The sequence below is a fragment of the Serratia sp. LSHTC3 genome (assembly GCF_057197125.1).
This window is the reverse complement of sequence record NZ_JBXUNP010000002.1, coordinates 1,131,454-1,156,918: the sequence shown is the minus strand read 5'-3', so window position 1 is coordinate 1,156,918 and position 25,465 is coordinate 1,131,454. Positions and strand designations below refer to the sequence as shown.

General features: G+C 59.6%; 24 protein-coding genes. 17 read left to right on the top strand and 7 right to left on the bottom strand.

Annotated features, from left to right (window positions below; genetic code table 11):
- Positions 1-194: 194 nt before the first annotated feature.
- From AC2CGI_RS12855 to AC2CGI_RS12830, 6 genes are all read left to right on the top strand, one after another.
- Positions 195-1,571 carry a glycosyltransferase family protein gene (locus AC2CGI_RS12855; RefSeq protein ID WP_033645489.1) on the top strand — a complete coding sequence of 459 codons (1,377 nt, stop codon included), beginning with the start codon at positions 195-197 and terminating at the stop codon, positions 1,569-1,571.
- A gap of 76 nt (positions 1,572-1,647) precedes the next feature.
- Positions 1,648-2,925, top strand: coding sequence for a glycosyltransferase family 2 protein (locus AC2CGI_RS12850; RefSeq protein WP_031299974.1), 1,278 nt, complete (start codon positions 1,648-1,650; stop codon positions 2,923-2,925).
- Complete coding sequence (locus AC2CGI_RS12845) at positions 2,925-4,373, top strand: radical SAM protein (RefSeq protein WP_021504585.1); 1,449 nt, start codon at positions 2,925-2,927, stop codon at positions 4,371-4,373. The genes AC2CGI_RS12850 and AC2CGI_RS12845 overlap by 1 nt, the downstream gene beginning before the upstream one ends.
- Before the next feature lie 3 nt (positions 4,374-4,376).
- Positions 4,377-5,186, top strand: a complete 810-nt coding sequence (locus AC2CGI_RS12840) for a hypothetical protein (RefSeq protein ID WP_015377860.1) — start codon at positions 4,377-4,379, stop codon at positions 5,184-5,186.
- On the top strand, positions 5,183-6,355 hold the full coding sequence (locus AC2CGI_RS12835; protein ID WP_015377859.1) for an MFS transporter: 1,173 nt from the start codon (positions 5,183-5,185) through the stop codon (positions 6,353-6,355). The genes AC2CGI_RS12840 and AC2CGI_RS12835 overlap by 4 nt, the downstream gene beginning before the upstream one ends.
- Positions 6,356-6,377: 22 nt before the next feature.
- Complete coding sequence (locus tag AC2CGI_RS12830) at positions 6,378-7,190, top strand: hypothetical protein (RefSeq protein ID WP_015377858.1); 813 nt, start codon at positions 6,378-6,380, stop codon at positions 7,188-7,190.
- 30 nt (positions 7,191-7,220) lie between these two features.
- Here AC2CGI_RS12830 and AC2CGI_RS12825 read toward each other — a convergent pair whose 3' ends face one another.
- Complete coding sequence (locus AC2CGI_RS12825; RefSeq protein WP_076740218.1) at positions 7,221-8,414, bottom strand: MFS transporter; 1,194 nt, start codon at positions 8,412-8,414, stop codon at positions 7,221-7,223.
- A gap of 149 nt (positions 8,415-8,563) precedes the next feature.
- On the opposite strand from AC2CGI_RS12825, the gene AC2CGI_RS12820 reads away from it, so the two are divergent.
- Entirely contained in the window at positions 8,564-9,481 is a 918-nt protein-coding gene (locus tag AC2CGI_RS12820; protein WP_021504584.1) for an ABC transporter substrate-binding protein, read from the top strand.
- A 53-nt stretch (positions 9,482-9,534) separates the two neighbouring features.
- On the opposite strand, the gene AC2CGI_RS12815 is transcribed toward AC2CGI_RS12820, so the two are convergent.
- Positions 9,535-11,310, bottom strand: a complete 1,776-nt coding sequence (locus tag AC2CGI_RS12815; RefSeq protein ID WP_076740219.1) for a sigma-54-dependent Fis family transcriptional regulator — start codon at positions 11,308-11,310, stop codon at positions 9,535-9,537.
- Between the two features lie 275 nt (positions 11,311-11,585).
- On the opposite strand from AC2CGI_RS12815, the gene exaC reads away from it, so the two are divergent.
- Complete coding sequence (gene exaC, locus AC2CGI_RS12810; RefSeq protein ID WP_015377854.1) at positions 11,586-13,106, top strand: acetaldehyde dehydrogenase ExaC; 1,521 nt, start codon at positions 11,586-11,588, stop codon at positions 13,104-13,106.
- Positions 13,107-13,161: 55 nt separating this feature from the next.
- Here exaC and adhP read toward each other — a convergent pair whose 3' ends face one another.
- The 3 genes from adhP to AC2CGI_RS12795 all read right to left on the bottom strand — a co-directional run bounded on the left by adhP (position 13,162) and on the right by AC2CGI_RS12795 (position 16,467).
- The gene (gene adhP / locus AC2CGI_RS12805; RefSeq protein ID WP_004928541.1) at positions 13,162-14,178 is read right to left on the bottom strand and encodes an alcohol dehydrogenase AdhP; all 1,017 of its coding nucleotides are present in this window, start codon (positions 14,176-14,178) and stop codon (positions 13,162-13,164) included.
- A 197-nt stretch (positions 14,179-14,375) separates the two neighbouring features.
- On the bottom strand, positions 14,376-15,665 hold the full coding sequence (blh, locus tag AC2CGI_RS12800; RefSeq protein ID WP_076740220.1) for a bifunctional sulfur transferase/dioxygenase Blh: 1,290 nt from the start codon (positions 15,663-15,665) through the stop codon (positions 14,376-14,378).
- Positions 15,666-15,681: 16 nt separating this feature from the next.
- The gene (locus AC2CGI_RS12795) at positions 15,682-16,467 is read right to left on the bottom strand and encodes a sulfite exporter TauE/SafE family protein (RefSeq protein ID WP_076740221.1); all 786 of its coding nucleotides are present in this window, start codon (positions 16,465-16,467) and stop codon (positions 15,682-15,684) included.
- A gap of 191 nt (positions 16,468-16,658) precedes the next feature.
- On the opposite strand from AC2CGI_RS12795, the gene AC2CGI_RS12790 reads away from it, so the two are divergent.
- Positions 16,659-17,897 (top strand): NAD(P)/FAD-dependent oxidoreductase, encoded by a 1,239-nt coding sequence (locus AC2CGI_RS12790; RefSeq protein WP_049241037.1) that lies wholly within the window; start codon positions 16,659-16,661, stop codon positions 17,895-17,897.
- A gap of 127 nt (positions 17,898-18,024) precedes the next feature.
- Positions 18,025-18,318, top strand: coding sequence for an Rdx family protein (locus AC2CGI_RS12785; RefSeq protein ID WP_004928553.1), 294 nt, complete (start codon positions 18,025-18,027; stop codon positions 18,316-18,318).
- A gap of 6 nt (positions 18,319-18,324) precedes the next feature.
- Here AC2CGI_RS12785 and AC2CGI_RS12780 read toward each other — a convergent pair whose 3' ends face one another.
- A complete protein-coding gene (locus AC2CGI_RS12780; RefSeq protein WP_015377850.1) occupies positions 18,325-19,266 on the bottom strand; it encodes a LysR family transcriptional regulator in 942 nt (313 codons plus the stop codon).
- Between the two features lie 97 nt (positions 19,267-19,363).
- Here AC2CGI_RS12780 and AC2CGI_RS12775 point away from each other — a divergent pair, with 97 nt between their 5' ends.
- The 7 genes from AC2CGI_RS12775 (at position 19,364) to AC2CGI_RS12745 (ending at position 23,976) form a co-directional block, all read left to right on the top strand.
- Positions 19,364-20,563, top strand: coding sequence for an MFS transporter (locus AC2CGI_RS12775; RefSeq protein WP_015377849.1), 1,200 nt, complete (start codon positions 19,364-19,366; stop codon positions 20,561-20,563).
- Positions 20,564-20,657: 94 nt separating this feature from the next.
- Positions 20,658-21,152 (top strand): TIGR00645 family protein, encoded by a 495-nt coding sequence (locus tag AC2CGI_RS12770; RefSeq protein WP_004928561.1) that lies wholly within the window; start codon positions 20,658-20,660, stop codon positions 21,150-21,152.
- A gap of 188 nt (positions 21,153-21,340) precedes the next feature.
- Positions 21,341-21,796 carry a 3-hydroxyacyl-ACP dehydratase FabZ gene (gene fabZ, locus AC2CGI_RS12765; protein WP_015377847.1) on the top strand — a complete coding sequence of 152 codons (456 nt, stop codon included), beginning with the start codon at positions 21,341-21,343 and terminating at the stop codon, positions 21,794-21,796.
- A gap of 30 nt (positions 21,797-21,826) precedes the next feature.
- Positions 21,827-22,615 (top strand): spermidine synthase, encoded by a 789-nt coding sequence (locus AC2CGI_RS12760; RefSeq protein ID WP_004928565.1) that lies wholly within the window; start codon positions 21,827-21,829, stop codon positions 22,613-22,615.
- 80 nt (positions 22,616-22,695) lie between these two features.
- Positions 22,696-22,890, top strand: a complete 195-nt coding sequence (locus AC2CGI_RS12755; protein ID WP_004928567.1) for a ribbon-helix-helix protein, CopG family — start codon at positions 22,696-22,698, stop codon at positions 22,888-22,890.
- Positions 22,891-23,035: 145 nt separating this feature from the next.
- The gene (locus AC2CGI_RS12750; protein ID WP_015377846.1) at positions 23,036-23,437 is read left to right on the top strand and encodes a VOC family protein; all 402 of its coding nucleotides are present in this window, start codon (positions 23,036-23,038) and stop codon (positions 23,435-23,437) included.
- A complete protein-coding gene (locus AC2CGI_RS12745; protein WP_021504579.1) occupies positions 23,437-23,976 on the top strand; it encodes a dihydrofolate reductase family protein in 540 nt (179 codons plus the stop codon). Before AC2CGI_RS12750 ends, AC2CGI_RS12745 begins: the two co-directional genes overlap by 1 nt.
- Here AC2CGI_RS12745 and AC2CGI_RS12740 read toward each other — a convergent pair.
- Positions 23,961-25,355, bottom strand: a complete 1,395-nt coding sequence (locus AC2CGI_RS12740) for an MFS transporter (protein WP_484593948.1) — start codon at positions 25,353-25,355, stop codon at positions 23,961-23,963. The two genes, AC2CGI_RS12745 and AC2CGI_RS12740, sit on opposite strands and share 16 nt — an antisense overlap.
- Between the last annotated feature and the right edge of the window lie 110 nt (positions 25,356-25,465).

Here is a 25,465-nt window from a genome sequence, read left to right as displayed (position 1 = left end):
TTGTGAGAGCCCTCACAAAGCATAAACGTATCTTTACATTTTTGAACGGTTAAGCTTCCGTTCTGTCAGATTTGAGTGTATTCCAGAGCGTCAAAACGATTCTTTTTCCACTCAATTGGGAACGTTACCGGAGACTTGTTAAGAAATAGTTAATTTAAATCAATGCACTACAAATAATAGCAGGAGGTACTGCGATGCACGAAAGGCAAGAGAAGAATGCAATGTTCATTTCGTTCGATGCCGTCTCGGTCTCGGGGATCACGGTGGAAGCAATGAAGATTGCCAAACGACTGCAAGCCTGTGGATTTCGCTCTTATCTTGATCTGGGATACGACATCAAGATTGATAAGGGAAACTTTAATAAACCCTATCAGCATGAGCATGACATCTACCGCGATGTCTTTACGCTGGTCCGCCTGGACGACATCACGTCGATTCCAGATTACCACCCCGCCTTTCTCGACTACGCACACGCGGCGTTGATCGGCCAGAAAACGCCCATTGACGAGCAAGAAAAAGCCGCTTTGCTGCATACCATCGCGTTGACGGCGCGGCAGCTGGCGGATCGCCTCGTCGCCCAATGGGAAGCGCTCGCAGTCAGCCATGTGGTGGTGGAAAACGGCACGCTGCCGGAAAACATCATCTATACCAAAGCGCTGTATCTGGCGATCGAAGATTATGGCCGACGTTATCGACTGACGCGTTTCGTCATCTGGCGCGATCATGACCTGATGTGGAACAGCGAAAAAAAGGTGCTCAAATACGGCCCGCCACCTTATTCTCACGCCATCAAACCTATCCCTTCAAAATACATTACCTATGTCACGCTCAATCACGATCTGAAGCAAAAGCTGGAGGCCTGGTGCAATCATGATGTCCATGTCGAGGTAAAGAAAAATACCTATGACTTCTCGGACAGTCACGAAAGAACGAATGTCAGAAAGCAGATGAATATTCGCGATAATGATCTTCTCATTGCCAGAACCACCCGCATCATCCCTCAGAAAAGATTGGACCGCGATATTATGCTGATCAGCCGGCTTAATGATTTATTTATCCGCGACCACAACACTCGACGCGCCTATTTGGCGATCGCCGGCAATGAATATGAAAACCCGTCATGTTATCTGCAACTCGCCAAATTGGCGCAGGAACTGAATGTTCTCCCCTATGTCAAATTCGTCGGCATGCTTCCCCATGTCGATATGCGCTCGGAAAACGACGCGTTTTGCATAGAGGACCTCTATCACTCTTGCGACCTGGTCTCTTTTCTCACCTCGTATGATTATGATAGCTATGGCAATCCTATCGGTGAAGCGATCAGTTGCCGCCGTTGCTATATCACCACTCGCTACGAATATTATCACGAAGTCTACGGCCGGCATGGGTTTGAAGCGCCCGTCATGCCGATCTCCGAGTTACAGGATGGGCCGCCGAACGACGAATTCATCCAGGAAGTCTACCGGTTCATTAATAACAAGGAGCAGATGAAGCGCGTGGCGGAAAAGAATTACGCGCTGGGCAAGCGAATTTTATCCAACAACGTCATGGAGTTCTTAAATATCAGCTAATCATCGAATAACGTGACATTTCATTTTCAGACAAGCCATTTCTAACTGTGGACTTTCATTAGCCCTTGGAGGATCTATGCGTGATACTGTTTTTGTGTCTGTCGTACTGCCCGTTTATAATGAAAGCGACCGTATTGAGGCGGTTTTACTTTCGCTGTTCAATCAGCACACCAAGAATGAATTAATCACCCACGACACTTACGAACTGATTGTCGTTGATAACAACTCCACCGATGATTCCGTCGCTAAAATAAACGCGTTTAGTGAAAGGCATCCGGCTATGGCCATTCATGTTATCGCCGAAACGGTGCAGGGTGTCTCCTCGGCCAGAAAACGCGGCATGGACTATGCGTCGCTGCGTTCTAAAGCCCGCGACAGCCGGCTGGGAAATAAACGCAAGCACTATATCGTTTCCGCCGATGCCGATTGCACCGTGGATGCATTTTGGCTTTACGAGCTGGTGAATACCATGATCGAGCAACAAGGCGACCTGGGCACCTGCAACTATTACTACCCTCCCGCAGAGTTTGAGCACCGCCCCAACCTGTTCCGCGAGATCCAAAAAACGCTGCGTCTGCGCGAATTTTCGTTCTCCCTGTTCGGCGGCTTCCCCGACGGCAAAGGGTTCGGGGTGGAGCGTAGCCTGTATGACGCGGTAGGCGGCATCGAAATCTTCTACCAGCTCAACCATGGCCGCTTTGTCGAACACCTGTCCGACGACTGGGATTTCGGCATTAAGGTCATCGCCTACGGCGGCAAGCCGGTTTACGCTCGCCATGCTTACGTTGAGATCAACAGCCGCCGGGTGGACACCATTCTCGATGAGGTGATCAACGGCATCGCCTACGGCAAGGACGGCATCATTATCATGAAGGACGTCCGGCCGGACGTTGAACGGCAGAAAACCGCGCTGGCGGACGCCACGCCGGCGGAGGCGAAACTGGCCTGGGACTACTCGGTCAAGGACTACACGCCAAAGAATATCTTACTGCCGGTGCTGCTCAATCCGTATCTGCTATTGGAAAACAGCGAAGTGCGCGATTTCTTCTCCGGTTCGCTGGCCGACAGCCTCTACCGCCGCATTCACGAGCTGAAACACGAGATGCGCATCATCGATTTCAAACCGATCCATGCCTACAAAACCCCCGCCTATCGGCTCTACCTCGAATTTCGCGATGCGCTGTTTGCCGCCATGCGGCGCGCCGTCGGTGACGATATCGGCTTCCCGCCCGCATTGCCGGCCTGCTTCGATACGATCAAAGACGAGGATTTCACCCGCTTTGTTTATTACTTCTGTGAAGACCGCGAGTCCGGCGAAGCCCACAACTATTTCGGCAACGGAGGGGTATTCTGATGAACGACGAAGCCTTGCACTCATTGCTGGATATCGATGAAAACTATCCCACGCCGCGGGTGAACGCGTTCCTGGTGCAACCGGAAAACCGGGCCTTTCTGGAGTACGTCCATAAGGATCCGTTCGGCTGTCACGTGTTCCCCGGCGATCTCGTCGACTACCCGCTGGCCGCGTTTTTTGCCGATATGGAGGCCGACATTCGCCAGGCGGGCAAAATCCACCTCTGGGCCTATATCCCGACCTGCCGCTATCGCTGCCATTTTTGTCAGTACCCCACGGTGATCCTCAATCCCAAGGCGCCCGCCTCTCAGGCGGTATTCCGCGATTTGGTCGATTTCAACATCAAGGAGGCGCAAATGTGGCTGGCGCGCGTGCCCAGCCTGGCCGAAGTGGAAATCGGCGAATTCAACGTCTTTGGCGGCACGCCGTCCTTGCTGCCGGAGCCGGAACTGCGCCGCATGATGGCCTTCTACTTCAGCCACTTTAACTTCACCAACGCCACCCTGCGCTTCGAAGGGGAGCCCGGCACCCTGAACAAAGCCTATCTGGCGCTGCTGAAAGAGCTCGGCTTCAGCAAAATCAGTTTCGGCACCCAATCCTTCAATGACGACATCATCACCGCCTGCGGGCGCATGCACTCGGCCGAAGAGTGCGTGGAGACCATTCATCACGCGCGCGCGCTCGGCATTGATTGGGTCAGCGTGGATCTCATTTACGGCATGCTGGGCCAAAGCGTGGACGACGTGAAATACGACATGGAAAAAGCCCTCGAGCTGAATCTGTCGCACGTCGTCTGCACCAAGCTGCACATGGATGAGTTTATTAAAAATCGCACCGGCGTCTCGGGCGAGCGCGAAAGCCTGTGGCAGAAAAAGGGGCTGATCAGCATCAACAACCTGCGCTTCCCTGGGCTGGGCAAACAGTACCAAATGCGCGAGCTGGTCGAGAACTACCTGAATGGCGGCTATACCGAACACCCCACCATGTACTTTCACCGCAATGACCAACAGCCGGAAAAGTGGAAAGCACTCATCACCGATCTCGACAAGCAGTATCCGGAAGTGGCGATCGGTTTGGGCGGCAGCTCCAAATCGACGCGATCCGAAGCCATCAACATCACCGGCTACAAGAAGTACAAGGAAGCGCTCAACCAAGACCGCCTGCCCATCGAGGAAAGCCGCGGCTTCTCCCCGATCCAGCGTGAAGTGAACGCCTTCAAAATGGCGCTCTCCACCTTGCTGCCGGTGGACGATCGGGTGTTTAAACGGCGCTTTGACGGCAACAGCCTGTTTGCTAACCCGGTCATCCGCCGCACGTTGAAAATCCTGGTAGATAAAGCGCTGGTCACCGTCGATGGTCCGTGCGTGACGCTCACGCCCATCGGCGTCACGCTGGTCGAAGCCATTATCAATACCCAATTTTCCGCCGCATTCGCCAATCAGGAGTGAAAGATGACGACGACAGTCTCCGATCCCAAACCGGTATTCAGCTTCTATTACATCGGCATCGATACCGAAGCCGGCGTCACGCCACAACAGTTTGAAACCTTCGTGCGCGAACAAGGCGTGCATATCCCCTGTTATCCCGGCTGGCGCTGGACGTTGCTGCGCGGCCTGCGCGGCGAACGCGTCGGGCAATACCTGATGCTGTACGAGATTGACAGCGCCGAACAGCGCGATCGTTACGTCACCGCCACCGGGCAGCGAACGGCGCACGCGCACGAATTCTGGCGGCGGCATGCCGCCGCGCAGGAAATCCTCGCCGAGTGGCGAAAACTGGGCACCTACAGCCTGCTACCGACGCTGTTCAGCGATTATCGCCTGCTGGCTGAGAACAGAAAAAGCGACGTGCCGCCCGGCCCGCGCTACCGGGAACGGCCGGGCGAACCGCCTGAGGCGCGCATTATCGGCATCCACAATCTGGCGCTGCGCGAAGGCGTGACCCCGGCGCAATTCGAACGCTTTATCGCCGAAAATCACCATCGCATTGAGGATTATCCGGGCTGGAAGTTTCACTTGCTGAAGGGAGAGCGCGGCAATCGGCTCGACCAGTACGCGGTGATGATGGAAATCGTCAGCCTGGCGGCGCTGGACGTGTTCTATCCGGAGCCCGATATCGCCACCGCCGAAGCGGCAACCTTCGCCAAAGCGCATCGCGACACCAAGCAAATGTATGAAGAGTGGAAGCAACTGGCGTCATTTTCCGGTTCACCGCAGATTTATACCGATTATCTGTCCGTCGCACAGAGCCGATCGTCATGATGCTGCCTTGGCTAACCGGCGAGGCCGCAGAGAATCATCGCCGGCAAATCGCCACCCGAGCGATCTTCTTCCTCGCCGGGTTGGGCATGGCTGCCTGGGCGCCGTTGATCCCTTTCGTGAAAGCGCGATTGGGCATCGATGACGGCGCGCTCGGTTTGCTGCTGTTTTGCCTCGCCGCCGGCTCCATGGCGATCATGCCCTTCGCCGGTTATCTGATCGCCAAACTGGGGTGCCGTGCCGTGTTGCTGGGCGCAGGCGCCTTGCTGTGCATCGACTTGCCGCTGTTGGCGTTACTCGATGCTCCGCTGTTGATGGGGGCGGCATTGGGGGTATTTGGCGCCGTCAACGGCATCATGGATGTGGCGATGAACTCACAGGCGATAATCGTCGAGCGGGAGAGCGGCCAGGCGAAAATGTCCGGTTTTCATGGCTTCTACAGCCTTGGCGGCATTGCCGGCGCCGGCGGCGTCAGTCTGTTGCTGCTGGCGGGCCTCGCCCCGGCCCAGGCCATCGGCCTGATCGCCCTCCTCATCGCGATCCTGCTGCTGATCGTCGCCGGCGATTTACTGGCGCACGGCGGCATCGGCGAGCAGCGACGGGGCGGCGCGCGGTGGGCGCTGGCCCACGGCAAGATCCTGTTTATCGCCCTGCTCTGTTTCTTCGTGTTCCTGACCGAGGGGGCGATGCTCGACTGGTCGGCATTATTCCTGCATGCCGAGCGCGGCGTGGCCAAATCGCAGGCGGGGATCGGGTTCACGCTGTACGCCGTCGCCGTGGCCTGCGGGCGGCTGTATGGCGACAGGCTGATCGGCGCCGTCGGGCGCTTCCGCACTCTGCTGCTCGGCAGCCTGTGCGCTGCGGCAGGCGTGCTGTTGACCGTCACCGTCCCTCTGGCATCGGCCGCCTTTGGCGGGTTGATGCTCGCCGGCCTGGGCATCGCCAACATTGTTCCCATTCTGTTCAACGCCGTCGGCAATCAAAAACAGGTGCCGCCTGGCCAGGCGTTTCCGGCCGTGACGCTGGTCGGCTATCTCGGCTTATTAACCGGCCCGGCGCTGATCGGTTTTATCGCCAATTACACCAGCCTGGCCCTGGCGTTCGGCTGCACGCTGCTGTGCCTGTTGCTGGTCAGCATCAGCGCCAAAGCCGTGACGAACACATCTCACTAACTTAACTTGCGAGGATCGTTTAATGCATGCATCAACCACGCCGGTTTTCTCCCTGCACTACGTGGGAATCAACCTGAAACGGGGCGTCGCCTCGGATCGTTTCGAAGCGTTCGTTCGCCGTAAAGGCGTCGCCATCCCGGCCTATCCCGGCTGGCGATGGACGCTGCTGCGCGGCCTGCGCGGCGAGCGTGAAAATCAGTACCTGATGGTTTATCAGGCTAAAGACGCCGCCACCTACGCGCGCTATATCGACGGCAACGGCGAGCTGACCGACGAGGCGCACGCCTTTTGGCGGCAGCGTCCGGAGGCCGCCGCGCTGATTGAGGAGTGGAAAACCTTCGCGACCTTCGCCGAACTGCCGACCCTTTACACCTGTTACCGTCTGGTGGCCGAGAATAGCCGCAGTTCATTGCCGCCCGGCCCCAATTACCGCAGCGAACCAGGGAAGGAAAGCATTCAGCGTGTCATCGGCATTCATAACCTGGCGCTTAAAGCGGGCGTCTCGCCCGAGCAGTTTGAACGGTTCATTACCGACAACATCCACCGCGTGGAAGACTACCCGGGCTGGAAGTTTCACCTGCTGAAGGGCCAGAGCGGTAACCGGCTGGACCAATACGCGGTGATGCTGATCATTGAAAGTCTGGCGTCGCTCAACGCGTTCCATCCGGAGCTCGATGTTTCAACCGAGCAAGCGCTCAGGTTCGTGGCCGAGCATCAGGACACCGAACGCATGTACGACGAGTGGAAAACACTGGCGTCGTTCTCCGGCGCGCCGCAAATCTACACGGATTACCTGGCGATTGGCGGCAACGAGAATGACGCCCATCCGGCGTAAACCGCGCGGCGGCGTTGAGCGCCGCCGCTTTCACGGCCGCCGTTCGCCGAACGGTGCCAGCTTCATGCCGACCAGCGTCACCACGCAGATGATCGCCCCGGCGTAAAAGGTGGAGGCGGAACCGAACAGTTCCCACAGGGTTCCGGCGCCGAGACTCGCCAGCAGCAATGCCACGCCACCGATCAGATTGAACATGCCGAACGCGGTGCCGCGCAGGTGCGCCGGCGCGGTATGCGCCACCATCGCCGCCAATAGCCCCTGGGTCATGCCCATGTGCACGCCCCACAGCGCAACGCCCAAAAGCACCCCGCCCCAATGATCGCTCAGCGCCAATACCAGGTCGGCGGCGATCAGCACCAGCAGCCCGGCTTTCAGCAATCCTTCATGGCTCATGCGGTCGGACAATTTACCGAACGGATAGGCCGAGCAGGCGTAGACCAGATTCATGGCGACCATCACCAGCGGGATCAACGCCAGCGGCGTGCCGCCCTGCTGCGCCTTCAACACCAGGAACGCTTCACTGAAACGCGCCAGCGTAAAGATCGCGCCGATGCTCACCACCCACCAATAGCTGCGCCCCAACAGCCGCAGGTTGGCGCGGGTGATCGGGTTGGTGCGCTTGTGGGCTATCGCGGCGGCCGGCTCTTTCAGGCCGAAAAACAGCAGCGCAATCGCCAGCGCCGCCGGGATCGCCGCCACCCAGAAGATGGCGCGAAAATCGTTGTGCCACAGCAGCATCAGGCCGACGGCCAGCAGCGGCCCTAAAAAGGCGCCGACGGTATCCAGCGACTGGCGCAGCCCGAAAGCCGCGCCGCGGATCTCCGGCGGCGTCACGTCGGCCACCAAGGCATCGCGCGGCGCACCGCGAATGCCTTTGCCCACGCGATCCAGCAGGCGCGCGCTCATCACCATGCCGGACGACGACGCGATGGCGAAAAACGGTTTGCTGATGGCGCCCAACCCGTAGCCCAGCAGCGCCAGCCCTTTGCGTTTGCCGAGGTAATCGCTGAGCACGCCGGAGAACACCTTGACGATCAACGCCGTCGCCTCCGCCAGCCCTTCGATCAACCCGATGACGATCACGCTGGCACCGAGCGTCGTCGCCATAAACAGCGGCAACAGGCTATGGATCATCTCCGAGGAAACGTCCATCAGCAGGCTCACGCCACCCAATACCCACACGCCGCGCGGTATGCGGCCCAACGTAGCGAAACGCGACGACATGGTGCATCCTCGATCGATTCAGCGCCGCCAGAGGCGCCTCATGATTTTTCCAAGATTGGTTAGTTGATTTTGTTCGTTCACAGATCTCCCGCCTTTAGAGATAGTGCAACGACCGTGTGACACCCATAATAATGAAGGTAATTAACATAATGATATATAGCAAAAAGATGATAGTGATTGCGGCGCTGCTGAGTTTTTCCGCCGCCGCCGCACCAGGCGTGGATCTCGTCGCCAACGAAACGCCGATCCACACGGTGAAGAGCGCCGAAGCCGTGGCCAAAATCCCCGCCGGCTTCCGGTTCGTGGAACCCGGCACGCTGACGGTCGCCATTTCTCTGCTGGGCAGCGGCCCGCCGTTCGGCCTGTACGCCCGCGACAATAAAACGGTGATTGGCAGCGAGGCGGACATTGCGCGCCTGGTGGCCGACGGTTTGGGGTTAAAACTCAAGCTGGTGCCCACCTCGTGGGAAGACTGGCCGCTGGGGGTGGCCTCCGGCAAATATGACGCCGCGGTTTACAACATCACCGTGACCAACGAACGCAAGACCAAATTCGATTTCGCCACCTATCGGCAGGATACGCTGGGTTTCTACGTCAAATCCGACAGTAAAATCACCCAGATCAAAACCGCGCCGGATATCGCCGGTAAAAAGATCATCGTCGACTCCGGCACCAATCAGGAAGCGGTGCTGCTGGCCTGGGACAAAGAGAACCGCGCCAAGGGGCTGGCGCCGCTGCAGCCGGTGTATGTCACCGACAAGGCCGCCTCCACGCTGGCTATTCAGTCCGGCCGCGCCGACGCCACCTTCGGGCCCAACGTTTCCGGCGCTTATCAGGCGCGGCTGACCGGCAAAACCCGGCTGGTGGGCATCGTGCCCGGCGGCTGGCCGAAGACCGCCAACATCGCCGTCACGCTGAAGAAAGGCAACGGCCTGGTGGACGCGGTGCAGGCTTCGCTCAACAGCGCCATCGCCAACGGCAGCTATCTGCAGGTGCTGGATCGCTGGGCGGAGAGCGACGAGAAGATTGCCCATTCCGAGATTAACCCGCCGGGGCTGGGGGATTGAGAGAGCAACAGGCCCCGCGCAGCGGGGCCTTATCGCCGCTCAATCGCGCCGCCTTATTCCGCCGCCGTTTTCTGCCTCCCCAGCTTGCGATACAGCGTGCTGCGTGAAACGCCGAGCGCCTTCGCCGCCCGGCTGAGATTGCCGCCCGCCCTGTCGATCGCCGCCTGCAGCGCCCCCAGATCGGTATCGGCGTTCTCTTGCCGCGGCGCCAGCACCGCGATGGACTGAGGAAGATCGTCCAGGGTAAGCACCGCATGATCGTCCGCCAGCGCCAGCAGCACCTTGAGCGTACTCAACAGTTGCCGCACGTTGCCGGGCCACGGATAGCGCGCCAGCATCGCCAGCGCCTCCGGCAACAGACGAATGTCGCGCCGCTCGCCGCCCAGATCTCGCCACAGCTGCAAAATGAAGGCCTCCAGCTGCGCCCGCTCTCTGAGCGGCGGAATGCGCAGGCTGTATTCCTGTATGCGGTACAGCAAATCCTCGCGAAACGCCCCCGCCTCTACCTGCCGATGCAGATCGTGGTGCGTGGCGCAGACCAGCGCGAATTCGACCGGATAAGCGCTGCGGCTGCCGAGCGGGGTGACCGTTTTTTCCTGTAATACCCGCAGCAGGCGCGTTTGCAGACCCGCCGGCATGTCGCCGATTTCATCGAGAAACAGCACGCCGCCGTCCGCCTCGCGGATCTTGCCGATGTAGCCTTTCGGATTGGCGCCGGTAAACGCTCCCGGCGCATAGCCAAACAGTTCGGATTCGATCAGCGGCTCAGGCAGCGCCGCGCAGTTGATCGCCACGAAGTTGCCGTTGCGCCAGCGGCTCTCTTGAAACAGGCGGCGGCTGAAATGCTCTTTACCGCAGCCGGTTTCGCCGGTCACGCACAGCGAAAGGCCGGCGTTGAGAATGCGCAGCGCTTTCTGATGCTGCTCGTCGTGCCGTTCCGCCGGCGGCGCAGAACGCAGAGCGCTGACGCGGCGCTGCGGCGCCTCAAGCAACGAATAATAGTGCTGTTGATTGCCGGCCAGCGTCTGGCGCGGTGCCCCGGAAGGCTGTCGCAACAGGTCGGGAAACAGCTGGGTGAACTCAACGGAGCCGAATGAGGCCGACGAGAGCTGGAACTCCATCATCGCCAGTCGATTGGCGGCGATCAGCACTTCGTCGTGAAACACCAGCAGCAGCTCTTGCGCGCTGCCCAGGCAGCGGGCATCGGCGTGCAGACGCAGCGTCCAGTGGCGGTCGGCGATCGCGCTTCTGACCCAGCGGTGTTCGATATGCCGCACCGCCTGCATGATCAGGCGCTGTGCATCGCGGTACGGGCGCTGCGCGGGTGCGGAGAGATCCAGTATGCCGGCAATGCGGCCATCCGGCCGATAGATCGGTGCGGCGGTGCAGTTCAATCCGGCATTTTGGTTGAGAAAATGCTGGTCGCCGCGCACTTCGCAGAACGCGCCCAGCGCCAGCGCGGTGCCGATGGCGTTGGTGCCCCGCTCCGCTTCTCCCCACTGGTTGCCCGGCGCCAGCGCAAAGCGCGACGCCTTATGCAGAAAGTCGGTATTGCCGCGGGTTTCCAGCACCAACCCGTCGGCGTCGGCGATCACCACAATGGCGGGCTGGCGCGTAATTTGCGCGCCCAGCTGCTCGATCAGCGGCTGTACCCGCTGCGGCACCCAATCGTTGCGGCTGCGCAGCTCTTCGAGCAATCCGGCTTTGATAAACGGGATATGTTGATCGGTGCGCGTCAAGCCATAACCCTGGCTGCGTTGCCAGGATTCCGCCAACGGCTGGGTCAGCAAGCTGGCGCCCTCTGCGGGCAAGCGGTCGTCAGACAACATGCGTTTCTCCCCCGTTCGCGAGTGTTGCAAATGTGTATCATAAATGTGTACCAGGCGTTGCGACACGGGACACAAAAAATCATCGGCGACGGCGGCGCCGCCCGAAGTTCTCAGCCCTCTCAATGCTTAAGGTTTTAATAACTCGTTCTTTTTTTACGGATGCTACCTCTGTCGCTAATCTGGCACGCGCCGTGCTTCTCTGTGCTGCGGCGACATGCCGCATTCACAGGCGCAGCCCAATAGCGCCGCTTTTCATCTGCAGAGAGGTGCTTAACATGAAATATGTCCACCCCGGTTTACCTGGCTCGCTGGTTTCGTTCCGCAAACGCTATGGCAACTACATTGGCGGCAAATTCGTCGAACCGGTATCCGGCAACTACTTCACCAACACCTCGCCGGTGACCGGCCAGCCGATCGCCGAATTCCCGCGTTCCGACGCCAAAGACATCGAGCTGGCGCTTGACGCGGCGCATGCGGCGGCGGACGCCTGGGGTAAAACCAGCGTGCAGGAGCGTTCCAACGTGCTGCTGGCGATCGCCGATCGCATCGAATCGCGGCTGGAGATGCTGGCGCTGACCGAAACCTGGGACAACGGCAAACCGATCCGCGAAACCCTGAATGCCGATCTGCCGTTGGCGGTCGACCATTTCCGTTACTTTGCCGGTTGCCTGCGCGCGCAGGAAGGCACCGCGGCGGAGATCGACCAGAACACCGTGGCCTACCATATCTATGAACCGCTGGGCGTGGTCGGCCAGATCATTCCGTGGAACTTCCCGCTGCTGATGGCCGCCTGGAAACTGGCGCCGGCGCTGGCGGGCGGTAACTGCGTGGTGCTGAAACCGGCGGAACAAACGCCGCTCGGCATCAGCGTGCTGATGGAAGAGATCGGCGATCTGCTGCCGCCGGGCGTGCTCAACGTGGTACAAGGTTTCGGCGCCGAGGCCGGCGAAGCGCTGGCGCGCAGCAAACGCATCGAAAAAATCGCCTTCACCGGCTCCACGCCGGTCGGCCGCCACATCCTCGCCTGTGCGGCGGAGAACATCATCCCCAGCACCGTCGAGCTGGGCGGCAAATCGCCGAACATTTATTTTGAAGACATCATGCAGGCGGAACCGGAGTTTATCGACAAAGCGGTTGAGGGGCTGGTGCTGGGCTTCTTCAACCAGGGGGAGGTGTGCACCTGCCCTTCACGCGCGCTGATCCAGGAATCCATCTACCCGCAGTTTATGGAGAAAGTGCTGGCGCGTATCGCTACCATCCGCCAGGGCGATCCCTTCGACACCGAGACCATGATCGGCGCCCAGGCGTCAAAACAGCAGTACGACAAGATCCTGTCCTATATCGAGATCGCTAAAAACGAGGGAGGCAAAATCGTTGCGGGCGGCGAGCCCGCCCAGCGCGGCGACGAAGTGCAAAACGGTTTCTACCTGCAGCCGACGCTGATTACCGGCAACAACAGCATGCGTTTCTTCCGCGAGGAGATCTTCGGGCCGGTGATTGGCGTCACCACCTTTAAGGATGAGGCCGAAGCCCTGGCGCTGGCCAACGACACCGAGTTTGGGCTGGGCGCCGGGCTGTGGACCCGCGACATCAACCGCGCTTACCGCATGGGCCGCGCGATCAAGGCCGGGCGCGTGTGGACCAACTGCTATCACCTGTACCCGGCGCACGCCGCGTTCGGCGGCTACAAGAACTCCGGCATCGGACGCGAAACCCACAAGGCGGCGCTGTCGCACTATCAACAGGTGAAAAACCTGCTGGTCAGCTACGACGCCAAGCCGCTGGGCCTGTTCTGAATCCGGCGTAATGACAAGAAGGCCACCCGCAGGTGGCCTTCTTTTTTCGCATGGCCTACTTCGCCATGCCGAGATCGATCACCATGCGACCGCGAATGGTGCCCGCCTTCATCTCGTCGAAGATGGCGTTGATATCCCCCAGCGGCCGCTTGGTCACTTTCGGCGTCACCTTGCCTTCGGCGGCGAACTGGAACGCCTCCTTCAGATCTTCGCGCGTGCCCACCAGCGAACCCACCACCTGAATGCCGTCCAGCACCAGGCGCGGAATGCTCAGATCCATGCTCTCCGGCGGCAGCCCCACGGCCACCACTTTACCGCCGGCGCGCACCGCATTCACCGCCGAGTTGAAGGCAGCTTTCGCCACCGCCGTCACCACCGCCGCGTGAGCGCCGCCGGTTTGCTGCTGAATGATCTCCTCCGCGTTTTGCGTTTTGGAGTTGATGGTCAGATCGGCGCCGATCTGTTTGGCGAACTCCAGCTGACCATCGTTGACGTCGATGGCGATCACTTTGGCGTTAAACACGTTCTTGGCATACTGCAGCGCCAGGTTGCCCAACCCGCCCAAGCCGTAGATGGCGATCCACTGCCCCGGTTTGATATCGGAAATCTTCACCGCCTTGTAGGTGGTGACGCCGGCGCAGGTGATGCTGCTGGCGGCGAAAGAATCGAGCCCATCCGGCACTTTCACCGCGTAGTCCGCCACCACGATGCACTCTTCCGCCATGCCGCCGTCAACGCTATAGCCGGCGTTTTTCACCGAGCGGCACAGGGTCTCGTTGCCGCTGACGCAGTATTCGCAATGGCCGCACCCCTGGTAAAACCAGGCGACGCTGGCGCGGTCACCCACTTTTAACGAGGTGACGCCCTCACCGACGGCGGAGACCACGCCGATGCCCTCATGCCCCAACGTAATGCCCGGCACCTCACCGAAATCGCCATTTTTCACGTGCAAATCGGTGTGGCACACCCCGCAACACTCCATTTTCAACGCCGCTTCGCCGTGCTTCAGCGGGCGCAGCACTTTATCCTGAATGTCTACGGTATGGTTTTTCGTCACTACGGCAGCTTTCATGGTGTTTTCCTTAGCAGAGTGGGAAGTACAGTTGTTAATGTAGTGACTGTATTCGGTGAGGGCAAGCGCCGCGTGTTTTGTGTAAAAACAAATAATTAAATATGAATCAGTCTGCTTATTTCATAAAAAACCATTAACAGACGGCGCGATCGCCTTGAGGTTGGCAGCCGTGAACGATCGCGCCTCCACGGCTTGATTTACCCCTTGAAGCGATTAACAGGGATTTTGAGGTAGTGCCGCCCATCATCTTCGCAATCTGGCAGAACGCCGCCGCGAATATTGACCTGCAGCGCCATCAGCATCAATTCCGGATGCGGCAACGTAGCGTCTCGCTGCTTTCTTTGCGCGATAAATTGGGCTTTATCCATGTTGGCCACCCAGGGGTTGTTCTCGCGCTGCTCTCGCACGGTGCTTTCCCAGCGGGCCTCACGCCCCGCCGGGCGATAATCATGGCCGGTAAACAGACGGGTATCCGCCGGCAGGCTCAAGATCCGCTGCAACGAATCCCACAGGGCTTCCGCATTTCCGCCGGGGAAGTCGGCCCTTGCGGTGCCGCTGTCCGGCATGAAAAACGTATCGTGAATAAACGCCGCATCGGCAATGTGATACGTGACGGACGCCAGGGTGTGGCCAGGAGACAGCAAGACTTCAGCGCGCAGGTTGCCGATAAAAAAGACGTCCCCATCCGCAAACAGCGCATCCCACACGGTCTCGGCGGGAGGCAATTCTTTCAAATTATAGATGTCTTGCCACAGCCCCTGCACGGCGGTAATTTTTTCGCCTATGCCGGTGAGGGCGCCGGTTTTCTGCGCCAGCCAGGTGGCGGCAGAAAAATGGTCGGCATGCGGGTGCGTATCCAGCACCCAGGCCACTCCCCATCCTTGCTGCTGGATAAAGCTTAAAATGGTGCGGGCCTGCTGATGCGAGACCGTGCCCGATCGGCGATCAAAATCCAGCACCGGGTCGATGATGGCGCAGCGACGCGCTGCGGGATCGGCGACGACATACTGCAGGCTGCCGCTTTCCGGCTCATAAAACGCGTGCACTTGCGCGTGAGGCTGAACGGCCTGATGCCGGCCATACCAGCCCAGCGCCTTATCGGCATCGGCGCCATACTCTGCGCACTGGCTGCGGAATTGCGCTTCGTCTATCTGGCCTTCGCGCAGCGCATACAGCAGGGAAAGGCAGGCAGAACGCGCTCCGCTCCTGCAATGCGCCAGGGTCTTCTCACCCCGCCGCAACAGGTAATGGAAGATATAAACGGTCTCCCAGGTCAGCGTGTCGAATGTGTAAGGCAGATAGACGTAGCCCATTCCCCATTGCTCAGCCAACGCTTTTTCTTGTTGATGGTTAAGGTACTCGCCCGGCTCTTCATCTGGCCGATTGTTGACGATAAACCGATAGCCTTGTTGATGCAGGATGGCGAAATCATTCGCTGCGGGCGCCCCCGAAAAGGAGAGCTGATGATGGTAAGTACGGATGTGCATATTTTTTCCTTTTGTTTTATAGGCTTTTAAAAAGCATATAAAGGGCCAGCACCAACAACATGCCGGCATAGAGCACACGGATAATGTCCTCGCGTTTTTTCAGGCGCTCGGTGAGCGCCACCCCCACGACGCCCCCCAGAACGCCGCCGACGATGAGCCAGCAGGTAATGACCAGCGACACCTTGCCGGACATGGCATAGCTTGCGCTTGTCGATAATCCCATGGCGGAAACCACGACCAGTGAGGTCGCCACCGCTTCAACCAGCGAAAAGCGGAAGAACCAGAGCAGCGCCGGCACCACCAAAAATCCGCCGCCGATGCCCAAAAAACCGGCCACCGCGCCCAGCGCCAGCACGCTGGGCCACACGATGGCGGGATGAAATGTCGGATGGGAGGACGGTAATCCGTTGCCTGCCCGATGATTTTTTTTCAGCGTCAATCCGGCGACAACCAGCATCAGCAGAGAGAAAGGCAGGGTTAAATGGTGCCCGTCCGTCATTTTTCCCACCAGAGAGCCAGCCAGCGTTCCCACCACCGCCACCAGCGAAACGGTAACGCCGGTCCGCCACCGGACGTTTCCTTTGGCGGCATGAACAAAAAGATTGATCAGCGCGCTAATGGCAACGGACATGGCACTGGTGCCTATAACCAAGTGCGTATCCGGGATTTTCACCATATACAGCAACAAGGGAACGCAGACGATGGATCCGCCTCCCCCGGTCAGAGCCAGGAGAAATCCGACTATTCCCCCGGTTATCACCAACAGCGTCAGGGTATAAAAAGTAAAATGGAAAAAATCCAATGCATTAATTCCCTTTCGATATTTATGGCATTTATTAACGATCAGTTTGCGTTGATTGTCAAATAACTTATTACATTTAGCTATTACATATAGCAAAATAGAATATGCGAATTTTAATATAACCATAAGTTCTATAAATTATCTTTAAATCTGAGCCGCAACCCCCTACTTTCTTATGAAAGGAGACCTGCATGAAACCAGAAAAAATAAACACCCTGAAGAAAGTTGTTGTTATTGGCGGTGGTTCATCTGGCATCGGCGTCATCGCAAGCTTAAGGAAGCGAGTTAAAGATGCGGATATAATTGTCGTTGAACCCAATGACTGTCATTATTACCAGCCGGCATGGACCCTGGTGGGCGGCGGGCTCTTTGATATCAATAAAACGCAGCGCGCCATGCGCGATGTTATTCCTTCTGGCGTCTCATGGCTCCAGGACAGCGTTGTCAGGGTTGATCCCAATGAAAAATATATCGAGACCCGTCAGGGTAAACGCGTAAACTATGATTTCCTTATTGTTGCCTGCGGCCTTGTTTTACGTTGGGATAAAATAGAAGGCCTTGAAGAGACGTTAGGATTTAACGGCGTCACCTCTAATTATCGTTTTGATCTTGCAGAATACACCTGGCAACTGGTCCGGGAGATGCAAGGCGGCAAGGCGATATTTTCCCAACCCACGCTTCCCATAAAATGCGCCGGCGCGCCGCAAAAAGCCTTATATCTTTCATGCGACCATTGGCGGCGGCAAGGCGTTCTGAATAATATTAACGTCAATTTCTGCCTTGCGGGCACGGCGGTTTTTGGCATTCCGCAATTTGTCCCCCCGCTGAGCGGCTATTTGGAAAAATACCGTGCACAGGTCAACTTCAATCATAATTTAATCCGTATAGATGGCGAAAATCGGCAAGCGATATTTGCCGTGGAGACAAATGAAGAGGAAAAACGCGAGTTAACCCTGCCCTTCGATATGCTTCACGTGGTGCCGCCTCAATCAGCCCCGGCGTTTATTTCGCAAAGCGGACTCGCGGATGGCGCCGGCTGGTGCGATGTGGATAAATTGACGCTGCAACATAAGCATTGGCCGGATATTTTTGCGGTAGGCGACTGTTGCTCAACGCCAAACGCCAAAACCCTGGCGGCAGCGCGAAAGCAGGTGGTGGTGGTGGCGGAAAACGTCGCGGCACGTATTCATGGCACGCCTCTCACAGCCCATTATGATGGTTATGGTTCCTGTCCATTGACGGTCGAGAAAGGCAAAGTTGTGCTGGCGGAGTTTGGCTATGACGGTAAATTGCTGCCCACGTTTCCACTGCTCGACGCAACCCAGCCCAGCCGTATGGCCTGGTGGCTGAAAGCCTGGTTTTTACCCCGGTTTTATTGGGCGGGCATGCTGCGCGGGGTTGAATGGTTTGCCGGAAGCAAGCGGCCGTGATGCACACTCGGCTCCCCTTGTCGCTCTGGCCGCAGCAGGCGCTTGACTATTTGGCGATACACAGCCACCATCGCTTGCGAGCCAGCAGGCTGATTGCAAGCCGTCACCACTAACCGGTCGATCAACGATGAAAAACGCACCCGCCGTTACGATTCACTACTGTTCACAATGCAACTGGTTGCTGCGCGCCGGCTGGATGGCGCAAGAGCTGCTGAACACCTTCGGCGACGATCTCGCCTCCGTCACCCTGATGCCGGGCACCGGCGGGGTCTACCAAATCAGCGTCGATGGCGTGATGATTTGGGATCGCAAGATTGACGGCGGCTTCCCCGATGCGGCGCAGTTAAAGCAGCGGCTGCGCGATCACAGCTTCCCCGATCGTTCTCTCGGCCACAGCGACGGTAAAAAAGCCAGACACTGAAGGCCGTCAGCGCCCCGTCGGCGGCTGCGCGCCGAGAATGCGCGGCATCGTTTCTTTCATCATTTCCATGAATTTGCGTAAACGCGCGGGATAATAGCTGGCGTAGGGATACAACAGGTAAATAGGCAGTGGCTCGGCTCGCCACAGGGGTAACAGCGTCTGCAGAGCGCCTTGCGCCAATTCTTCTTTCACCACCCAAGACGACACGATCGCGACGCCCAGCCCTTCCAGCGCTGCCTTGCGCGCCGCATAAAGGCTGTCGGTGCTCAACCTCGGCGCGATGTCGAAACGCCGCTGTTCACCGCTGGTCGCGTGGGTCAAGACGACCTCATTACGATAAAAACTGTTTACCGCCAGCCACGGCAATGAGGCCAAATCGTCGAGATCGACGATCGCCGGTCGTTCAGCCAACAGCGCCGGTGACGCCACCGTGCTGCGCGGCACCTCCGCCAGCAACACCGCCACGACCGACGGATCGGTCACCGCACCGACGTGAATGGCGCAATCCACCCCCTCGGGAATAAAGTCCGGAGAATGATCGTTCAGCGTCCACTCAACGTAAGTTTGCGGGTAGCGCCGCAAATACTCGCCCAACGGACCGATCAGCTGATCCTGGCCGAATGCGTGCGGCGCCCGCACGCGCAACACGCCGACCGGTTCGTCGCGCGCGCCGCCAAGCCCTTCTTCCAGGCTTTGCCATTGTTCAATCAGCCCCCGCGCCTGGCGGTAACAGCGCTCGCCGTCGTCGGTCAGTTTGAGGGCGTGGGTGGTCCGCTGGATCAGTTTGGCGCCCAGCAGCTGTTCCAATGCCTGCAGACGCCGGCTGATCGTCGGCTGCGAAGTGCCCAGCTGCTGCGCCGCCGCCGACAGGCTGCCGCTTTCGACGATGCGCACCAGCGTATGCAGCAAAGTTATGCGGTCGCCGTTAGGTAAGTTAATTTTATTCATACGTTGAGTGTATAACAGTTTTACCTGCGAGGGGGCTACAGCGGCATGAAGCAAGCGGTAAAAATGACCGCACATTCACCTTACAGGAATTTTTGCCATGAGCACCGCCACCACCCACGGCGCACCGTCCGCCAACGTCGTATTTCTGCTGGCCGCCGGCGCCGGCCTCAGCGTCGCGTCAATCTATTACAGCCAGCCCATGCTTGGCATGATGGGCGCCGATTTCCACGCCGGCGTCGCCGATGCCGGGATGGTGCCGACGCTGACCCAGTTAGGCTATGCGCTGGGCATTTTACTGTTGGCGCCGCTCGGCGACCGGTACGATCGCCGGCGGATCATTCTGGTAAAAGGCGCGCTGCTGACGCTGACGCTGTTACTCTGCGCTTTTGCTGCCTCGTTCCCGCTGTTGTTGCTCAGCAGCCTGGCGATAGGCCTGACCGCCACCGTCGCGCAGGACATTATCCCCGCCGCCGCCACGCTGGCGCCGGAGACCAGCCGCGGCAAAACCGTCGGCGCAGTGATGACCGGGCTATTGGCCGGCATTTTGCTGTCGCGGGTGTTCAGCGGCGCACTCGCCGAGTACGCCGGCTGGCGCAGCGTCTACGCACTCGCGGCGCTGGGCGTTTTGTCGATCACGCTGGCGATCTGGCGCATGTTGCCGCGTCTTCGCCCTCATAACGCGCTGAGTTACCCCGCGCTGCTGCGCTCGCTGGGACATCTGTGGACCGAGTATCCCGCGCTGCGGCGCGCAACGCTGGCGCAAGGCTTTCTGTCATTGGGCTTCAGCGCTTTCTGGTCAACGCTGGCGTTGATGCTGGCGGAGCGCTACCAGATCGGCAGCGCGGCCGCCGGCGCGTTTGGCCTGGCGGGGGCGGCGGGTGCGCTGGCGGCGCCGTTGGCGGGCAGTCTGGCCGATCGGCACGGCCCTGACGTCGTGACCCGTATCGGCGCGGGACTGGTTCTGGCCTCCTTCGCCTTGATGTTTCTGCTGCCGCTGTTGCCGCTCCCGGCGCAACTGGCGCTCATTGCGCTGAGCGCCGTCGGATTCGACCTGGGCATCCAGGCTACGCTGATCGCGCACCAAACCATCGTTTACGGTCTCGATCCGGCAGCCCGCAGCCGATTGAACGCCCTCTTGTTCACCGGCGTGTTCATCGGTATGGCGACCGGCGCCGCCCTCGGCAGCCGCATTCTGGCAAGCGCGGGCTGGCCGGGCGTCGTGGCGCTGGCGACGGCGGCGGGGGCCGTGGCGCTGTGGATCCGCAGCGGGCGAAAAACGGCGCGCGTAGTGGCCTGATAGCGCCCTCTGCTGGCGCAAGCGGTTGATTTCACCCAGGCCTCTTGCGCTATACTGAGCGCCCTTTTTGCTACGCATTTAAAACAATTTTATGATGGAACGCTTGCTAGAAAACGCGATGTACGCCTCCCGCTGGCTGCTCGCGCCGGTTTATTTCGGCCTTTCGCTCACTCTGGTCGCCCTGTCGATCAAGTTTTTTCAGGAAATTCTCCACGTCCTGCCAAATATTTTTGCCGTTACCGAAGCCGATCTGGTGTTGACCTTGCTGTCGCTGATCGACATGGCGCTGGTCGGCGGCCTGTTGGTGATGGTGATGTTCTCCGGCTATGAAAACTTCGTCTCGCAATTGGATATCACCGAAGGGAAAGAGAAACTGAGCTGGCTGGGCAAAATGGACGCCACCTCGCTGAAAAACAAGGTCGCCGCATCTATCGTCGCCATCTCCTCCATTCACCTGCTGCGGGTGTTTATGGACGCCAAGAACGTGCCCGACAACAAGCTGATGTGGTATGTGATCATCCACCTCACCTTCGTGCTCTCCGCCTTCGTGATGGGTTATTTGGACAAGGTGACCCGCTCCAAGCACTAAACGCGCCACCACGCCCGATCGCCAGGATCGGGTGTCTTCCCCTCCTTCGCTGTTCCCCAACCGTCACCGCCGTCATGTCTTTCATCTGGCACATCTGATGATAATTTTATTATAATGTCATTACACTCATTATGGACCGAACGCCGGCCACCGCACCGGATTCGCCGCAGACAGGATCACGCACTTCCATGCCATTAAACGGTCACCCCCTGCAATTCAACGATATTCAGGCGATTCTGCCTCATCGTTATCCCTGCCTGTTGGTCGATCGCGTGCTGCCCGCCGGCACCTGCATTGCCGAAGGCCGGCTGAGCGCCATCAAGAACATCACCGCCAATGAGCCGACGTTCTGGAGCGGCCATGCGCACTTCGCCGGTTTTCCCGGCGTGCTGTTGGTGGAAGCGCTGGCGCAAAGCACCGGGCTGCTGGCGCATTATTATCTCGGGGCGTTGAATGAAGGAGAACATTACTACTTCGCTTCCATTCAGCGGGCGCGGTTTTATCGCGCCGCCCGTCCCGGCGACCAGGTGTTGATGGAGGTCGCCTTTGTACGCCGGCGAGGCGCGATCGCCCGCTTCACCGGCCGCGCCAGCATCGATGGCCGGCGCATTTGCACCGCCGATTTCATGTGCGCCCGTAAATAGGCCGCTTGCCAAAGGAAACCTGCGAATACCATGTCTCTGGTTGACAGCTTACTCAGAACCCTCGATTTCTCCCCGCGCGGCCAGGTGATCGCTCGCGAAACCGACGCCTGGGGCGAAATCATCGTTTCCGATCACAAGGACTACCGCACGCTGCGGTTTGACGGCATCTGCGAGCAAAGCAAGATGAGCCTCAGCAACCCCGCGCAGCCGATCCACAACTACATCAAAGCGATGCTGATGGCGGTGGCCTGGCAGCCGCCGACCTCGGCGCTGATCTTGGGGTTAGGCGGCGGCAGCTTGCTGCGTGCGCTGCACGCGCTCGATCCGGCCATGCGTCTGGACGTGGTTGAACTGCGCGCCGCGGTGATCGCCGTCGCGCGCCGCTATTTTACGCTGCCGGCCACCGACACCATCAGCCTGCGTACCGCCGACGCCATGGACTTTGTGCGCCCGCCCGCCGAGACGCGTTACGACCTGATTTTCTCCGATCTCTATTCGGCGTTCGCCATGGATCCGCAGCAAGGCACCCAGACATTCCTGGAAAACTGCGCCGCGCGGCTGAACGACGGGGGCTGGCTGGTGCTCAATTACCACGATCTGCCCGATGAAAACAGCCTGCTGTACCACAGCCTGCACCGGATATTCGGCACCGTATTATTTTGCGTCGCCCCCAGCGGCAACGTGATCATTTACGCCACGCCGGCGCAGGTGACGTTGCCGCTCAGCACGCTGCGCACGCTGGCCGCCGGCAGCGGCGAGCTGTTCAACTGCGAACTCGGCTACCTGTCACGCAAAATAGAACGGCTGCATTTCCGCTAAGAACGAGCGGCGACGCGGTCTGGCTGGCCGCTTCGTCCACATGGTATTATCATTCAGTCATCATTCTCTGGAGGATCCTGATGGAAAAGAAAACGGCGCGGCTAACGGTGCTGATTGACCCGGACAAGAAGAAAGCCCTGGAAGAGCTGTGCCTGCAGCAGGACGTCACCCCTTCTCAGGTGGTGCGTCAGCTGATCCGCGATTATCTGCACAAGCATCAGGTGGATTATCCCAGCCAGCCGACCCACGCCAATCCGCGCGTCGAGAGCAATTGAACGGCGGCCTGCCCCGCGAACCGTGAAGCGCGCTACACCTGCGCGCGTCCCTAATCCGAATCCTCCACGGCGGTCTGTCCATCCTGCGATATCGCTGCTACTGTTTTAGGCGTTCATTATTCTCTCTTGGGGAAGGAAACGCGCCATGTTCAGCCATATTACCGTCGGCGTCAGCGATCTGGATGCCGCCGCCGCGTTCTACGACGCCATTCTGTTGCCATTGGGCTTACAACGGCGGGAAGTGACGCCGGACGGCGGCCCCGCCGCCCGCTGCTGGGTGATGCCAGGCCAAACGCTGCCGCGTTTTTACGCCTACCAACCCTTCGACAGACAGCCCGCCAGCGCCGGCAACGGCAGCATGCTGGCCTTCCTCGCCGCCGACGAGCTGGCGGTTAAACGCGCCTACGCCGCCGGTCTGCTGGCGGGCGGCAGCAGTGAAGGCGAGCCCGGCGAGCGCGCGCACTACGGCAAAGGCTATTTCGGCGCTTACCTGCGCGATCCCGACGGCAACAAGGTGCATGTGGTTTATCGGGGAGATCTCGCCTGATGAAATGCTCGGTTTACATCGCCACCAGCGTAGACGGATTCATTGCCGGACCGGATGGCGACATCGACTGGCTGCTGCGGCCCGAATATGCGGTTTCGCTGCTCAATGGGTTGAGTTTTGAAGCGTTTGTCGCCGACATCGACGCGCTGGTGATGGGCCGCCATACCTATGATAAAGTCCGCGCCTTTCCCGAGTGGCCCTATGGCGCACTGCCGGTGGTGGTGCTGTCGACGCAGCCGCCCGCGCCGCACGCAACGGGCCACGTTCGCTGGATGAATGGCGAACCGGCGGCCATCGTGGCGCAGTTGGCCGAGCAAGGCTGCCGTCACCTGTATATCGACGGCGGCCAGACCGTGCAGCGCTTCCTGCAGGCCGGCTTGATCGACGAACTGACGATTACGCGCGTGCCGCTGCTGTTGGGCGGCGGTATCCCCTTATTCGGCGCCGATGGCCAGGAGCAGCGCCTGCGCCTGCTTGCCGTCACTTCATCGGACAACGGTTTCGTGCAAGAACGCTACGCGGTTCAGCGCGCGCCGTAACGCAGCATCAGGCGGCGACCGCCGAAGGCGATGAGCAACGCCGCCAATGCCAACAGCGCCGCCACGCCGTAGGTCACCCGCATGCCGTAAGCCGCGGCGGCCGCAGTGCCCGCAACCTGCTGCGAAGCCAGATAAAACAGCGCCCCCATCGCCGACGCGCCGGTGATCGCCCCCAGATTGCGCGACAGGTTCACCATGCCGGCGATCAGCCCGCGCCGTTCAGGAAACAGATCCTTCATCAGCATGGTGTTGTTGGCCACCTGAAACAGCGCATAGCCGGCGGTCAACAGCGCGATGGGGGCGATATAGCCGAGCACGCCCCAACGGTTAAACAGTGACAGCAACGCCGCGCCTGCGGCCACCGCCGTCAGCCCAAACTGGGCGATGCGCTGCGATCCGAAGCGATCCACCAGATAGCCGGCCGGTATGCCGGTCAGGATCGCCACCGCCGGTCCCGCCGACATCACCAGCCCGACCTGCGCGGCGCTTAAGCCCAGCGCCCGCGACAGATAGAACGGCCCGACCACCAGCGTGGCGGTCATCACCGTCATCACCAGCGCACTGGACGCCAGCCCCGCCGTCAGGGCCGGATGGCGGAACATCGACGGCGCAAGCAGCGGCGATGCGGCGCGGCGTTCCACGCGGATAAACAGTGCCCCCGCCAACAGCGCCCCCAACATCAACGCCAGGTTAAGCGCGCCGAAGTCGCCGCGCCCGAGGGTCATCGCCAGCGAATAGCAGAGCAATGCGCCGCCCAGCAGCAACGTGCCGGCGCGATCGAACGGTTCCGCGCGCGTTGCCGCGCGCGGCCCATTCGGTAAGTATCGCCAGGCAAGCCACAGCGCCAGCAGCCCCAGCGGCAGGTTGATCAGGAACATCGCCCGCCAGCCGAAACCGGCGATCAGCGCGCCGCCCAACGACGGCCCCAGCGCGGTGCCCACGGCTGACATAGTGCCGAGCAGCCCCATCGCGCGGCCGATTTTTTCCTTCCCCAGAACCTCGCCCGCCAGCGCCATGGCGATCGACATCATGACTGCGCCCCCCAGCCCCTGCGCCAGGCGCGCCGCCAGCAACAGCCACATTTGCGGAGCCAGCGCGCAAGCCAGCGAAGCGGCGGTAAACAGCGCAATGCCCGCCAGCAGCAGGCGGCGACGATTGAGGCTATCCCCCAAACGGCCGATGCCGATAATGCAAGTGGTGACGGCCAGCAAATAGCAGAGCAACACCCACTGCACCGCCTGGAACGAGGCATGGAACGCAGTGGCGAGCGCCGGCAGCCCGACGTTGGCAATGCTGATGCCAAGCGATGACAGCAGCATGCTCAGAGAAAGAGCGGCCAGTATGCCGCGGACGCCTTGCGGCGAAGGGTGGGGTAACATGATGAACACTCCTGACATAGACTGCGGGTAAGCCTATGTCAGGGGTTAGCATGGCGGAAGACGCATGGCATGCACTGTATCCATGCGCCTGACGCCTTATCTGACGCGAG